Raw genomic sequence first — 14,673 nt, forward strand, 5'->3', positions numbered from 1 at the left:
ACCATGACTTTCTCTCCCGCATTCGGCATCAGCCACGTCGAGTTCTACGTCGCCGACGTCGACTCGGCCGCGGCCGAGCTGACCGACCGCTACGGCTTCCGCCCGGTGGCCCGCGCCGCCTCCGCGCAGGCGCAGTCCCTCGCGCTGCGCCAGGGCCGCATCGTCCTCGTGCTCACCCAGGCCCGCTCGCCGCACCACCCGGGCGCCGACTACGTGCTGGCCCACGGCGACGGCGTGGCCGACATCGCGCTGACCGTGACCGACGTACCCGCCGTCTTCGACGAGGCGGTCTCCCGCGGGGCGGTGCCGCTCGCCGTGCCGCGCCGCCACCCCGACGGCCGGACCACGGCGGTGCTGGCCGGCTTCGGCGACGTGGTGCACACGCTCGTCGAACCCGGGCCCACCGGACTCCCGCCGGGCTTCACCGCGCTGCCGGACGCCGTGCCGGAGCGTGATGACGAACTCCTGGAGGAACTCGACCACTTCGCCGTCTGCCTGCTGCCCGGGGAGCTGGAGCGCACGGTGGACTTCTACACGCGGGTGCTCGGCTTCCGCATGGTCTTCCAGGAGCTGATCAGGGTCGGTGCCCAGGCCATGGACTCCAAGGTGGTGCAGAGCCGCACCGGCGAGGTCACCCTGACCCTGATAGAGCCCGACACGAGCGCCGAGCCCGGCCAGATCGACCGCTTCCTGGCCGAACACGGCGGCTGCGGCGTCCAGCACGTGGCCTTCGCCTCCCGGGACATCGTCCGGGCCGTCGGCACGCTGCGCGACCGCGGCGTCGAGTTCCTGAGCGTCCCCGACGCCTACTACACGATGCTCGCCGACCGCCTCGACCTGGCCCGGCACAGCACGTCCGAGCTGCACGAGATCAACGTCCTGGTCGACGAGGACCACGACGGCCAGCTGTTCCAGATCTTCACCCGCTCCACCCATCCGCGGCGCACGCTGTTCCACGAGGTGATCGAGCGCTTCGGCGCCCGCACCTTCGGCAACGGCAACATCAAGGCGCTGTACGAAGCCGTCGAGGCGGAGCGCCTGGACGCCGGGGCGGTGCCGCGGTGAGCGATCAGGGCACGGGCCACGACCCCGTACGGCTGGAGGAGTTCGCCGAGCTCGCGCGCCGGACACTGCCCCGGGAGGTCTGGGACTTCATCGAGGGCGGTAGCGGCGAGGAACTGACCCTGGCCGCCAACCGCGCCGCACTGGACCGGATCGGGATCGTGCCCCGGGTCCTCGTCGGCGGGACGGCGTGCGAGACCGCAACCGAACTCCTCGGCGCCCGGGCGGCCCTGCCGGTCGCCGTCGCACCGATGGCGTACCAGCGGCTGGTCCACCCCGAGGGCGAACTCGCCACCGCCCGCGCGGCCGCGGCCGAGGGCGTGCCGTTCACCGTGAGCACGCTCAGCAGCCAACCGGTCGAGGCCGTCACCGCGCTGGGCGGCACCACCTGGTTCCAGCTCTACTGCCAGCAGGACCCGGCGGCCACGGCCGACCTGGTCCGGCGCGCCGAGGAAGCCGGCTGCGCGGCGCTGATGGTCACGGTGGACGTGCCCTCGATGGGCCGCCGACTGCGCGACCTCCGCAACGGCTTCGCGCTGCCCTCCGACGTGACGGCCGTCCACCTCGACCCGGCCGGCAACCGCCGGGCCGGGGACCGGCAGACCGGTGTCTCGGCCGTGGCGGAACACACGGCCGAGACCTTCGCCCGTTCCCTGAGCTGGGACGACCTCGCCCGGCTCCGCGGCGAGACGCGGCTGCCCCTGATCGTCAAGGGGATCCTCGATCCGGGCGACGCCGCCACCGCCGCCTCCCTCGGCGCGGACGCCATCGTGGTCTCCAACCACGGCGGCCGCCAGCTGGACGGCGCGGTGGCCAGCGTGGACATGCTGCGCGCCGTGCGCGAAGCCGTACCCGCCCGCTGCCGGGTGCTGGTGGACAGCGGGATCCGCAGCGGCACCGACGTCCTCAAGGTCCTGGCACTCGGCGCGAGCGGCGTCCTGCTGGGCCGACCCGTCCTGTGGGGCCTGGCCGCCGACGGCGGGCCGGGGGTGAGCCGGGTCCTGCGCCTGCTGCGGACCGAGCTGCGCTCCGCCCTGGAACTGTCCGGCTGTTCCGGCCCGGCCGACGCACCGTGGCTCTCGGTCCTGGGGGCGGCCCGATGACCGCACCCGTGGTACTGGACCGCGCGGATCTGCACGCCTCGCTCGCCGACCCCGCCCTGCTGTCGATGAACTTCCTCAACGAGGTGGCGGGCCGCTTCCCAGAGGCGGTCTCCTTCGCCCCGGGCCGGCCCACCGAGGACCTCTTCGACCCGGCCGATCTGCACCGCTACCTCGACACCTACCGCCGCTACCTGGCCGAGCACAAGGGCTACGACGAGGCCCGGGTGCGGCGGGAGCTGTTCCAGTACGGCCGCACCAAGGGAATCGTCCACGAGCTGATCGCCCGGCAGCTCGAACAGGACGAGGGCATCACCGTGGACCCGGAGGCCGTCGTGGTCACCGTGGGCGCCCAGGAGGCACTGTGGCTGGTGCTGCGCGCCCTGCGGGCGGGCGAGCGTGACGTCGTGCTCGCGGTGGACCCCACCTACGTCGGCCTGACCGGCGCCGCCCGGCTGGTGGACCTGCCCGTGCGGCCGGTCCACGAAGGCCCTCGGGGCGTGCGCCCCGAGGACGTCCTGGAGCGGATCCGGGAGGTCCGCGCGGCGGGGGAGCGGCCCCGGGCGCTGTACCTGGTGCCCGACTTCTCCAACCCCAGCGGCCACTCGATGGACGTGCGGACCCGCCACCGGCTGCTGGAGATCGCCGCCGAGGAGGACATCCTCCTCCTGGAGGACAACCCCTACGGCTACTTCCGGGCCGCCGGGAGCGGCAGGCCCCCGACCCTGAAGGCACTCGACACCGGGCAGCGCGTGGTCTACCTCGGGTCGCTGGCGAAGACCTGCTTCCCCGGCGCCCGGGTGGGATTCGCCGTGGCGGACCAGCGCGTCGCGGGCCCGGAGGAGACCCTGTTCGCCGACGAGCTGTCGCGGGCCAAGAGCATGGTCACCGTCAACACCTCGCCGGTGAGCCAGGCCCTGGTGGGAGGCATGCTGCTGGAACACGGCGGCAGCCTGCTCCGCGCCAACCGGCGCCAGATCGGCATCTACCGGCGCAACCTCAAACGTCTCGTCCAGGGCCTGCACCGGCGCTTCGCCGAACTGCCCGGGGTGCACTGGAACACCCCCGCCGGCGGCTTCTTCGTGGTGCTCACCGTGCCGTTCGCCGTCACCGACGAACTGGTCGAACACGCCGCCGTACGGCACGGCGTGCTCTTCACCCCGATGCGCCACTTCAGCGACGACGACCGCACGTGCCACCAACTCCGCCTCTCCTGCAGCTCCTTGACCCCTGACCAGATCGACACCGGGCTGGACCGGCTGGCCGCCCTGATCGCCGAGCGCACCTCGACGCCGGGTGCCTGACACCCGCGGCGGACACGACCCGAGAAAAGGGACTCCCATGTACACCGAAGCGAGCGGTTCACGGTGGTCGCTCATCCACTCCCTGCTCGACGCCGTACGCCGCCACCACTCCTCGGTGGCGGTCGTCGACCGCGGCGTCGAGCACAGTTACGCCGAACTCGACCGGCTGTCCGGCGAGATCGCCGGTGGCTTCGCCGCACGCGGCCTGGGACCGGGCAGCCTGGTCGCCGTCCACGGCCACCGGTCCTGGACACGCTGCGCCGCCGTGCTCGGCGCCTGGCGGGCCGGCGCCGGCGTGGTCTGCGTCGACCCCGGCATGCCCGCGCCCCGGGCCGCGAAGATCACCCGGTTCAGCGACCTCGTGCTGCACGCCGACGGGGCCGGGCCGACCGGCCCGGGGGGCACCGAGCTCACCGTCGACGAGGTGCGCGGCAACCCACTGGAGGTGCCCAGGGAAGGCCCGGTCGGCTACGTCATTCCCACCTCGGGGTCCACCGGCGAGCCCAAGTCGGTGGCCGTGCCGCCGGGAGTCCTGGCCGCCCTCGGCGACTGGCACGTCCGGCACTGGTCGCACGACCGCCCGCCGCACACCCTGCAGGTGGCGTCCATCGGCTTCGACGTCGGCTACGAGGAACTGGTCGCCACCTGGCTCGCCGGAGCCCGGCTGGTCGTGGTGGACGACGACCAGCGGCAGGACCCCTTCACGCTGATGGACGTGATCCGCGAGCACCGGGTGGCCCGGCTCTTCCTGCCGGTGGTGGGCCTGCACGCGCTGGCCACGGCCGCCGCGTTCGAACCGGACGCGATGCCCGACCTGCGGGAGATCGCCGTGGCGGGCGAGCGCCTCGTCGTCAACGCCGAGGTCCGCGGGTTCTGCGCGTCGGGCGGCATCACGCTGGTCAACGAGTACGGGCCCAGCGAAACCCATGTCGTCACCCAGTACCGGCTGGCCCCCCACGAGGCCGCCGACTGGCCCGACCATCCGCCGATCGGACGCGCGATCGCCGGAGCGGAACTGCTGCGCCACACGGACGGCGTGCTGCGGCCCTTCGCCCCGGGCGAGGAGGCCGAACTGATGGTCGCCGGCGGCAGCGTCGGCATCGGCTACCTCGGCGACCAGGAGCTCACCGACGCCAGGTTCCGCACCCTGCCGCACGACGACGGCGCGCCGCGCCGCTGCTACGCCACCGGTGACCTGGTCCGCTTCGACGGCACCGACTTCCACTTCGTGGCACGGGCCGACGACCAGCTCAAGGTGAACGGCTACCGCGTCGAGCCCGGTGAGGTCGAAGCGGTCCTCAACGCGCTGCCGGGCGTGCGCCGGGCCGTGGTGGTGGCCGTGGAGGTCGCCGGCTCCCGCCGGCTCGCCGCCGCCTACACCCGAACGGCGACCGACGGCACGCAGCCCGAACAGCTGGCCGCGCACTGCGCCGCGCACCTGCCCGCGTACATGGTGCCCAAGCACTTCCACGCGCTGGAGGAACTGCCGGTGACCGCGAACGGAAAGGTCGACCGGGCAGGGCTGCGCGCTCTGTTCGGCACGGTCCGCACCGCCTGAGAAACCCGCGACAGAACGAGAACAAGGCAGACAACGATGGAGATCGACGTGACAACGCCGGAGCAGATCCTGTGCGGCGTGCTGGCGGACCTGTTCGCGGTGCCGCAGGTCCGACCGCAGGACGGCTTCGTCCGGCTGGGCGGCGACAGCATCATCGCCGTCCAGGTCGTCGGCGCCGCCCGCAGGGCCGGACTGGCCGTCACCGTCCGCGACGTGCTGACCCAGCCGGACGTGGCGGCCCTGGCCGCCACCGCCCGACCGCTGGCGCCCGCCGGCCCGGCCGGCGAGGACGACGGCACCGGGCCGATCCGTCCGACGCCGATCATGCACTGGCTGCGTGAGCGCGGCGGACCGGCCGACAGCTACTACCAGTTCCTGGTGGTGCGCACCCCGGCGGAACTGACCGAGGAGGCCGCGCACACGGTGCTGCAGGCTGTCCTCGACCGGCACGACATGCTTCGGCTGCACACCGTCGACGGAGTGCCGCACACCCGGGCGGCCGGCACGGTCAGGGCCGAGGACTGTCTCGTCCGGGTCCGAACGGACGGCGCGGGAACCGCCGGGGAAGTCGAACGGGAGGTGCACGCGGCCCGGGACCGCCTGTCGACCGCGGACGGCGTGCTCGTCCAGGCCGTCTGGTTCGACGCGGGCCCGCACCGGCCCGGCCGCCTCGCCCTCGTCGTCAACCACCTGGTCGTGGACGGAATCTCCTGGCGGGTGCTGACCGGCGACCTGGCGCAGGCGTGGGCGGCGGTCACGGCCGGCCGCGCCCCGCGCCTCGATCCCGTGCCCACCTCCTTCCGCCGCTGGTCCGAACTGCTCGCGGCGGAAGCCGCCGGCGACCGGAGCGCCGCCGAACTCCCGTACTGGAGCGACGTGCTGCGGCCGGGATCCGACCCCGTCGGCCGCCGTCCGCTCGACCCGGCCCGCGACCACGAGGACCTGGCCGCACACCTCGCCCTGAGCCTTCCCGCCGCCACGGTCGGGCCGCTGCTGACGTCGGTGGCCGACCGGCTGGGCGCGGACACCAACGAGCTGCTGCTGACCGGCCTCGCACTCGCCCTGGCCCGCTGGCCGGTCTGCGGGGCGAGCCTCCTGGTGGACCTGGAGGGGCACGGCCGCGAGGAGATCTCCGTCGAGGCCGATCTCTCCCGCACGGTCGGCTGGTTCACCACCCTCTTCCCCACCCGCTTCGCGCTGGACGGGCTGGACGCATCCGACGCGGAGCACGGCGGCCCCACCGTCGCCCTCGCCCTGCGGCGGGTGAAGGAACAGCTGCGCGCGATCCCCCGCAAGGGGCTCGGCTACGGCCTGCTGCGCCATCTCGACCCGCACGCCCGCCAGGTGCTGGCCGCCACGGACCCGGCGCAGCTCGGCTTCAACTACCTCGGCCGCTTCGGCGGGGCAGGCGGCGCCGACTGGCAGCTGCTGCCTGAGTACGGTGCCCGGCTGGACGCCCCCGGCCCCGGCATGCCCATGGCGCACGCCGTCGAGGTCAACGCGTTCGTCCTCGACTCGGCCGACGGGCCCGTCCTGCACGCCGCCTGGGCCTGGGCGCCGGGCGTGCTCGACGAGCCGCAGGTGCGCGCCCTCGCCGAATCCTGGTTCCGGATGCTCACCGCCCTCGTCGCCCACGCCGACCGTCCGGACACCGGCGCCGCGGTCGCCGCCGATCTCACGCTCTCCTCGATCGACCAGGACGAGCTGGACGAACTCGCAGCCGCCCTCGACGTCCTCTGACGCACTCCAGAAAGCGAACCCAGCCCATGAACACCAGCCAGCCGGCGATCGAGGACGTCCTGCCGCTCTCCCCGCTGCAGGAGGGCATGCTCTTCCACTCCGGATACGACCCGGAGTCGAAGCACCTCTACATCGCGCAGTTCACGGTCGACCTGGACGGCGCGCTCGACCGGGCCCGGCTCAAGGAGGCCGCCGACGCCCTGCTGCGCCGCCACGCCAACCTCCGGGTCGCCTTCACGAACCGCAGGAACGGCGACCCCGTCCAGGTGGTCCGCCGGGACATGCCGCTGGCCTGGCAGGAGCACGACCTCGGCGGCCTCGACGCGCCGGCCGCCGAAGCCCGCACCGCCGAACTGACCGAGCAGGACTGGGCACTGGGCGTGGACAGCCGCCGCCCGCCGCTGCTGCGCTTCACCCTCGTCAGGCTCGGCGCCGCACGGCACCGGCTCCTGGTGACGGCCCACCACCTGCTCCTGGACGGCTGGTCGTTCGGGTTGCTCTTCCGCGAACTGTTCACCCTCTACGGGACCGGTGAGCTGCCGCCGGTACGGCCGTACCGCACCTACCTGAACCACCTGGCGCAGCGCGACCGCCCGGCGGCCGAGCGGGCCTGGCGCACCGCACTGGCCGGTCTCGACCAGCCCACCCGGCTCGCTCCGGCCGGCCAGGTGTCGCCCGGGGCCACCCCCGAGGACGTGGTCCTGCACCTGGGCGAGCGGCAGACGGCGGCCCTGACCGCCCGGGCCCGGGACTGCGGCCTGCTGCTCACCAGCGTGATCCAGGGCGCCTGGGCCGTCCTGCTCGCGCGCAGCACCGGCCACGACGACGTCGTGTTCGGCTGCACGGTCAGCGGCCGGCCCGCGGAACTGGCCGGGGTTGACCAGATGATCGGCATGCTCATCAACACCGTGCCGGTCCGCGCCCGGATCGACGGCGCCGCCCCGCTGCGCGAGACGTGCCAGGCGCTGCAGCGCCAGCGCGCCGACCTGGTCGACCACGACCACCTCGGACTGACCGAACTCCAGCGCCTGGCAGGCTCCCCGGCCGCCCTCTTCGACACGAACCTGGTCTTCGAGAACTTCCCGATGAGCGACTACGCGCTCGACCTGCCGGGCGTCGATCTGGACGTGCGGATCCGGTTCCGGGACACCACGCACTTCCCGCTCACCCTGGTGGTCGAGCCGGGCGCCGCCCTCGGGCTCAGGCTCAGCCACCACCCCGAACTGCTCGACCGGGAGCGGACGGCGGAGCTCGGCGCCCGGCTGGTGCGACTGCTGGAGCGGTGGACGGCCGACCCCGACGCCCCGGTCAGCGCCCTCGACGCCCTCACCGACCAGGAGCGGGGCCGCGTCCTCGCGGACTGGAACGACACCGCCGCCGACTTCCCCGCCGCAGCCCTGCCCGATCTGATCGAGGCCCAGGTCGCCCGTACCCCCGAGGCCACCGCCGTCGTCTTCGAGGGGCAGCACCTGAGCTACCGCGAGCTGGACGAACGCGCCGGCCGCCTGGCGTCCGTGCTGACCGGCCGCGGCATCGGCCCCGAGAGCCTGGTCGCGGTGGCGCTGCCGCGCTCCGTGGACCTGATCGTCGCGCTGTGCGCCGTGCTCAAGGCCGGCGCCGCGTACCTGCCCGTCGACCTCGGCCAGCCCGAGGCGCGCAACCTCGGCATCATGGCGGACGCCGCTCCGGCGCTGCTGCTGAGTTCCGGCTGGCAGGCGCCGGGGACACCGACCCTGCGCCTGGACGCCCCGCTGCCCGCGGCCGAGGCCGTTCCCCGGCCCGCCCTCGACCCCCGCCACCCCGCCTACGCCATCTTCACCTCGGGCTCCACCGGCCGCCCCAAGGGCGCCCTCGTCTCCCACGAGGCCATCGTCAACCGGCTGGAGTGGATGCAGCGCACCTACCGGCTCGGTCCCGACGACCGCGTGCTGCAGAAGACGCCGTGCGGCTTCGACGTGTCGGTGTGGGAGTTCTTCTGGCCGCTGCTGACCGGCGCCACCCTGGTGGTGGCCCGGCCCGACGGTCACCAGGACCCGTCCTACCTCGCCGAGTTGATCGAACGCGAGTCCGTCACCACCGCGCACTTCGTGCCGTCCATGCTGGACGCGTTCCTGGGCGGGCCGAACGCGTCGCGGGCCCGCTCGCTGCGCCGGGTCATCAGCAGCGGCGAAGCGCTCTCCCCCCACACCCAGGAGACGTTCTTCCGCACCCTCCCGGACACCGAGCTCCACAACCTCTACGGCCCGACCGAGGCCGCCGTCGACGTCACCCTCTGGGCCTGCCGGCCCGGCCCCGGCCCCGTCCCGATCGGACGCCCCGCCGCCAACACGCGCGCATACGTGCTCGACGGCCGGCTCGAACCGACGGCGCCCGGTACGGCCGGTGAGCTCTACCTGGCCGGCGTCCAGCTGGCACGCGGCTACCTCGGCCGGCCCGGCCTGACCGCCGAGCGATTCGTGGCCTGCCCCTTCGCACCGGGCGAGCGCATGTACCGCACCGGTGACCTGGTGCGCTGGCGCCCGGACGGCGTCCTGGAATACCTGGGACGGACCGACGACCAGGTGAAGATCCGCGGCTTCCGGATCGAGCTCGGCGAGGTGCAGAACGCCGCCGCGGGCTGCGACGGCGTCGCCCGCGCGGCCGTCGTCGTCCGCGAGGACCGGCCGGGCGATCCGCGGCTGGTCGCCTACGTGGTACCCGCCACGGGTGCCGACCCGACGCCCGCCGCGCTGCGCCGCGCCCTGGCCGCCGCGCTGCCGGAGCACATGGTGCCGGCGGTGGTCGTCCTGGACGCCCTGCCGGTGACGCCGAACGGCAAGCTGGACCGGCGGGCCCTGCCCGCACCCGGCCACCGCACGGGCGGCCGCACCGGGCGCACCGCCCACGAGGAGGTCCTGGCGGGCCTGTTCGCCGCAGTGCTGGGCCTGCCCAAGGTCGGCGTGGACGACGACTTCTTCGAACTGGGCGGCCACTCCCTGCTGGCCATGCGCCTGGTGACCCAGGTACGTGGCGCCCTCGGCGTGGAGCTGGGGGTCCGCGAGGTCTTCAACACCCCCACGGTCGCGGGCCTCGCCGCCCGCCTCGACGGCGCGGGCGGCGCCCGCCCGGCACTGCGGCCCGCGCAGCGCCCCGCCCGACTGCCGCTCTCCGCCGCCCAGCGGCGGCTGTGGTTCCTCGACCGCCTCGACGGGCCGAACCCCGCCTACCACAGCGCGGTGGCCGTCCGGCTCAGCGGCCCGATCGACGTGCCCGCGCTGCGCGCCGCGCTGGCCGACCTCGCCGAGCGGCACGAGATCCTGCGCACCGTCTACCCGGAGGTGGACGGCGAGCCGTGCCAGCGCGTGCTGCCCGCGGCCGCGCCGGAGCTGGAGGTCCTCGACGCGGCCCGGGCCGACGCCGCCGAGGTGGCGGGTCGCGCCTTCGACCTGGCCACGGCCGCCCCGGTCCGCGCCGCCCTGCTGACGGCCGGGCCGGCCGAGCACACCCTGGTCCTGGCGCTCCACCACATCGCCACCGACGGCGAGTCCTGGGGGCCGCTGCTCGGCGACCTCGCGGCGGCGTACGCGAGCCGGCGGGAGGGCCGGGAGCCGGACTGCGCACCGCTGCCGGTGCAGTACGCCGACTACACGCTCTGGCAGCGGGAACTGATGGAGGGCGCGGGGCCGGAGCAGCTCGCCTACTGGCGAGAGGCGCTGTCCGGGCTGCCCGAGGAGCTGGCGCTGCCCGCCGACCGGCCCCGGCCGGCGGTGGCGAGCCCGGCGGGCGACGCGGTCGCCTTCGACCTGGACGCCGCGCTCACCGGCGAGCTGGAGGCGCTGGCCCGCCGGCACGGCTGCACGCTGTTCATGGTGCTGCAGGCGGCGCTCGCGGTGCTGTTGTCCCGCCTCGGCGCGGGCACGGACATCCCGGTGGGAACGGTGGTCGCGGGGCGCTCGGACGAGGCGCTGGACGACCTGGTCGGCTTCTTCGTCAACACCCTGGTCCTGCGCACCGACGTCTCGGGCGACCCCGCCTTCGGCGAGCTGCTGCACCGGGTGCGGGAGAGTGACCTGGCCGCGTTCGCCCACCAGGACGTGCCCTTCGAACAGGTCGTCGAGGCGGTCAATCCGCGGCGCTCGCTGGCCCGTCACCCCCTCTTCCAGGTGGCGCTGACCCTGCGGCGCGCGGCGTCCACGGCCGCCCTGGAGCTGGCCGGGCTCACCGCCGACACCGCGGAAGTCGACGTCACCGAGGCCGAGTTCGACCTCGCGTTCCAGTTCACCGAGGGGGCCGGCGCGGCGGGCGGACTGCGCGCCGTGGCCAAGTACCGCACCGAGCTCTTCGACCGCGACACCGTCCGCACGCTCGGCGCACGGCTGCGCACGGTCCTGGAGTCGGCGGTCTCCCGGCCGCGCGCACGGGTGTCGGACCTGGAGCTGCTGCTGCCCGGGGAGCACGCCCGGCTGGTCGGGGACCGGCTGCCGGCCGCGCCGCCGCGCCCGGACGCCCTCGAGGGTGTCCACCTGGCGTTCGCCCGCCAGGCGGCGCGCACCCCTGACGACGTCGCGCTCAAGGCCGGACCGGTCGAGCTGACGTACCGCGAGCTCGACGAGCGCGCGAACCGGCTGGCACACCGGCTGACCCGGCTCGGTGTCGGCACCGAGACCCCGGTCGGCGTGCTGATGGGGCGTTCCCCCGGCGTGGTCGTGGCGATGCTGGCCGTCCTCAAGGCCGGCGGCGCGTACGTGCCGCTGCACACCGGCCACCCCGTCACGCGCCTGCAGCGGATCCTCGACGACGCCGGCTGCCCGGTCCTGCTGGTGGACGAGGAGTTCCACCGGCTGGGGCTCGGCTGCGGGCAGACCGTCCTGGTGAGCGGCGCCGGAGCCGACGGCCCGGCGGGAACCGGCGACAGCGGCGACACGGCCCCGCCGGTGCGGTGCCGCCCCGACCAGCTGGCCTACCTCATGCACACCTCGGGCTCCACCGGCGAGCCCAAGGGCGTCGCCGTCACCCACCGGGACGTCCTGGACCTGGTGGCGGACCGCGGCTGGCACACGGGCGGACCCCGGCGCGTGCTGTTCCACGCCCCGCACGCCTTCGACATCGCCGACTACGAGCTGTGGGTGGCCCTCCTGTCCGGCTGGCAGGTGGTCGTCGCCCCCGAGGGCGAGCTCACCGTCGCCGCACTCGGCGCACTGGTCCGCGACGAGCGGATCACGGCCCTCCACCTCACCGCCGGACTGTTCCGGGTGGTCGCCGAGGAGCACCCCGGCATCCTGGCCACCGTGCGCGAGGTGCTGACCGGCGGCGACGTGGTCAGCCCCGCCGCGGTACGGGCGGTACAGGCCGCCTGTCCGGCCACGGCCATCCGCCACCTGTACGGTCCGACCGAGGTGACCCTCTGCGCGACCTCCCACCTCGTCACGAGCCGCGCCGACGGCCCGGTGCCGATCGGCCGGCCGCTGGACAACACCCGCGTCCACGTGCTCGACGACCGCCTGCGCCCGGTGCCGCCCGGCACCCCCGGCGAGCTGTACGTCGCCGGAGCGGGGGTGGCGCGCGGCTACCACCGGCGCCCGGCAGCGACCGCGCAGCGGTTCGTCGCCGACCCCTTCGGCGCACCCGGGACCCGGATGTACCGCACCGGCGACCTGGCCCGCCGGCGGACGGACGGCCTGCTGGAATTCCTCGGCCGGGCCGACGAACAGGTGAAGGTCCGCGGCTTCAGGGTCGAGCCGGGCGAGGTGGAGTCGGCGCTCGCCGCCTGCCCGGGCGTACGCCAGGCCGTGGTCACCGCCAGGGCGGCCGGGGACGGCGAGAGGCGGCTGGTCGGCTACGTGGTCGGCGCGGTCTCCCGGTCCGACGTGCGCGCCCGGCTCGCCGGCCTGCTGCCGGACTACATGATCCCCGCGCACCTCGTCGTCCTGGACGCCCTGCCGCTGACCGCCAACGGCAAGGTGGACTACCGGGCCCTGCCCGAACCCGCGCCGTCCGCCGCAGGCGGCCGCCCGCCGCGCACCCCGCGGGAGGAGATCCTGGCGGGTCTCTTCGCGGAACTCCTGGACCTCGACGCCGTCGCCGCCGACGCCGGGTTCTTCGACCTGGGCGGCCACTCCCTGCTCGCGACCAGGCTGGTCAGCCGCGTCCGCACGGCCCTGGGCGTCGAACTGTCGCTGCGGGACGTCTTCCAGGCGCAGACCGTCGCCGCGCTCGCCGAGCTGGCGGGCCGCGCCGAACAGGCCCGGCCGCCACTGCGCCGCACGTCGTGCGGGCAGGAGCCCCCGCTGTCCTTCGCCCAGCACCGGCTGTGGTTCGCCCAGCAGGCCGAGGAGCGGTCCGCGAACCACAACGTCCCCTTCGCCTACCGGCTGCACGGCCCGCTCGACCCGGCCGCCCTGAGCGCGGCACTCGGCGATCTCACCGCCCGGCACGACGTGCTGCGGACGCTGTTCGACGAGATCGACGGGGAGCCCCGGATCCGGCTGCGCACCGCGGCGCAGGCACCGGTGACGCTGGAGTGCGAGCGCGTCACCGAGGCGGACCTGCCCGCGGCCGTACGCGAGGCGACGGGCCACCACTTCGACCTCGCGCAGGACCTGCCCCTGCACGCCCGGCTGTTCGAACTGGGCGGCGACGAATGGGTGCTGGTGCTGGTGGTGCACCACATCGCGACGGACGGCTGGTCATGGGCGCCCCTGCTGGGCGACCTGGCGACCGCCTACGCGGCCCGACGGGAAGGCCGCGCGCCCGACTTCGAGCCGCTCCCGGCGCAGTACACCGACTACACCCTGTGGCAACGCGAGCTGCTCGGCGACGAGCACGACCCGAACAGCCTGATCCGTCGCCAACTCGACTTCTGGAAGAAGGAGTTGGAAGGCGCCCCGGCCGAACTGGCCCTTCCCCACGACCGGCCCCGGCCGGCCGTGGCGAGCTTCGCGGGCGGCTCCGTCCCGGTGGAGCTCGACGCAGACCTCCACGCCCGCCTGCTGGAGCTGGCACGGCAGCACGGCTGCACCCTGTTCATGGTGCTCCAGGCCGGCCTCGCGGTGCTGCTGTCGCGCCTCGGCGCGGGCGCCGACATCCCCATCGGCACCGTGGTCGCGGGCCGCTCGGACGAAGCACTCGACGACCTCGTCGGCTTCTTCGTCAACACCCTCGTGCTGCGCACCGACGTCTCCGGCGACCCCACCTTCACCGACCTCCTGCACCGGGTGCGCGAGAGCGACCTCGCCGCGTACGAGCACCAGGACGTGCCCTTCGAACGGGTCGTCGTCGACGTCAACCCCGAACGGTCCCTGGCCCGCCACCCCCTCTTCCAGGTGCTGCTCCAGGTGCAGACCGAACCCCCGGCCCTGCCCCGCCTGGCGGCCCTCGACGCGCAGTCGCACCCCGTCGAGTGGCAGGTGTCGAAGTTCGACCTGGGAGTCGACCTCGGCGAACAGCGCGCGGCGGACGGCAGCCCGCTCGGCCTCGTGGGCGAACTCACCTACGCCACCGAACTGTTCGACCACCGGACCGCCGAGCGGCTGGCGCAGGACCTGGCCGCCGTGCTGCGGCACCTCGCGGCCGGCCCCGAGCAGCCGGTGGGCGCGGTCGCACACCTGCCGCACCCCGCCCACGACCGACCGTCCGGGAGCACGGCCGAACCGGACACCGGCGACGGGACCGAGCAGCGGGTCCGCGAGCTGTACGCGCAGGTGCTCGGCAAGGAGTCGGTCGGCCCCGACGACAACTTCTTCGCCCTCGGCGGCCACTCGCTGCTGGTGACCCGCCTCATCAGCCGGATCCGGGCGGAGCTGGGCCGCGAGCTGAAGATCCGCGACCTGTTCCAGAACCCCACACCGGCCATGACCGCCGCCCGGCTGGACGACGCGCCCCGGGCACGCCCCGCGCTGCGCCCCGCGAAGTCCTGAACCCGCACCGTCGC

6 protein-coding genes are annotated in these 14,673 nt (G+C 74.6%); all 6 read left to right on the forward strand.

Annotation, left to right across the window (positions count from 1 at the left end; translation table 11 throughout):
* The first annotated feature begins 3 nt into the window (after positions 1 to 3).
* From hppD to F7Q99_RS26900, 6 genes are read left to right on the forward strand one after another with little or no spacing between them, the layout of a single operon-like run.
* The gene (hppD, locus tag F7Q99_RS26875) at positions 4 to 1,065 is read left to right on the forward strand and encodes a 4-hydroxyphenylpyruvate dioxygenase (RefSeq protein WP_153465496.1); all 1,062 of its coding nucleotides are present in this window, start codon (positions 4 to 6) and stop codon (positions 1,063 to 1,065) included.
* Positions 1,062 to 2,165 carry an alpha-hydroxy acid oxidase gene (locus F7Q99_RS26880; protein WP_326847147.1) on the forward strand — a complete coding sequence of 368 codons (1,104 nt, stop codon included), beginning with the start codon at positions 1,062 to 1,064 and terminating at the stop codon, positions 2,163 to 2,165. Before hppD ends, F7Q99_RS26880 begins: the two co-directional genes overlap by 4 nt.
* Positions 2,162 to 3,466 carry an aminotransferase-like domain-containing protein gene (locus F7Q99_RS26885; protein WP_153465497.1) on the forward strand — a complete coding sequence of 435 codons (1,305 nt, stop codon included), beginning with the start codon at positions 2,162 to 2,164 and terminating at the stop codon, positions 3,464 to 3,466. The genes F7Q99_RS26880 and F7Q99_RS26885 overlap by 4 nt, the downstream gene beginning before the upstream one ends.
* Before the next feature lie 37 nt (positions 3,467 to 3,503).
* Positions 3,504 to 5,024, forward strand: coding sequence for an AMP-binding protein (locus tag F7Q99_RS26890; RefSeq protein WP_153465499.1), 1,521 nt, complete (start codon positions 3,504 to 3,506; stop codon positions 5,022 to 5,024).
* A gap of 36 nt (positions 5,025 to 5,060) precedes the next feature.
* Positions 5,061 to 6,764: a condensation domain-containing protein gene (locus tag F7Q99_RS26895; protein WP_153465501.1), complete on the forward strand. Its 1,704-nt coding sequence runs from the start codon at positions 5,061 to 5,063 to the stop codon at positions 6,762 to 6,764.
* 26 nt (positions 6,765 to 6,790) lie between these two features.
* Positions 6,791 to 14,659 carry an amino acid adenylation domain-containing protein gene (locus F7Q99_RS26900; RefSeq protein ID WP_153465503.1) on the forward strand — a complete coding sequence of 2,623 codons (7,869 nt, stop codon included), beginning with the start codon at positions 6,791 to 6,793 and terminating at the stop codon, positions 14,657 to 14,659.
* Positions 14,660 to 14,673 lie beyond the last annotated feature (14 nt).

The sequence above is a fragment of the Streptomyces kaniharaensis genome (assembly GCF_009569385.1).
Classification (GTDB): Bacteria; Actinomycetota; Actinomycetes; order Streptomycetales; family Streptomycetaceae; genus Kitasatospora; species Kitasatospora kaniharaensis.

Bases quoted from the DNA above. Each gene is read 5' to 3' on its own strand.
- hppD (WP_153465496.1), top strand. From the start codon at position 4: ATGACTTTCTCTCCCGCATTCGGCATCAGCCACGTCGAGTTCTACGTC.
- F7Q99_RS26885 (WP_153465497.1), top strand. From the start codon at position 2,162: ATGACCGCACCCGTGGTACTGGACCGCGCGGATCTGCACGCCTCGCTC.
- F7Q99_RS26890 (WP_153465499.1), top strand. From the start codon at position 3,504: ATGTACACCGAAGCGAGCGGTTCACGGTGGTCGCTCATCCACTCCCTG.
- F7Q99_RS26895 (WP_153465501.1), top strand. From the start codon at position 5,061: ATGGAGATCGACGTGACAACGCCGGAGCAGATCCTGTGCGGCGTGCTG.
- F7Q99_RS26900 (WP_153465503.1), top strand. From the start codon at position 6,791: ATGAACACCAGCCAGCCGGCGATCGAGGACGTCCTGCCGCTCTCCCCG.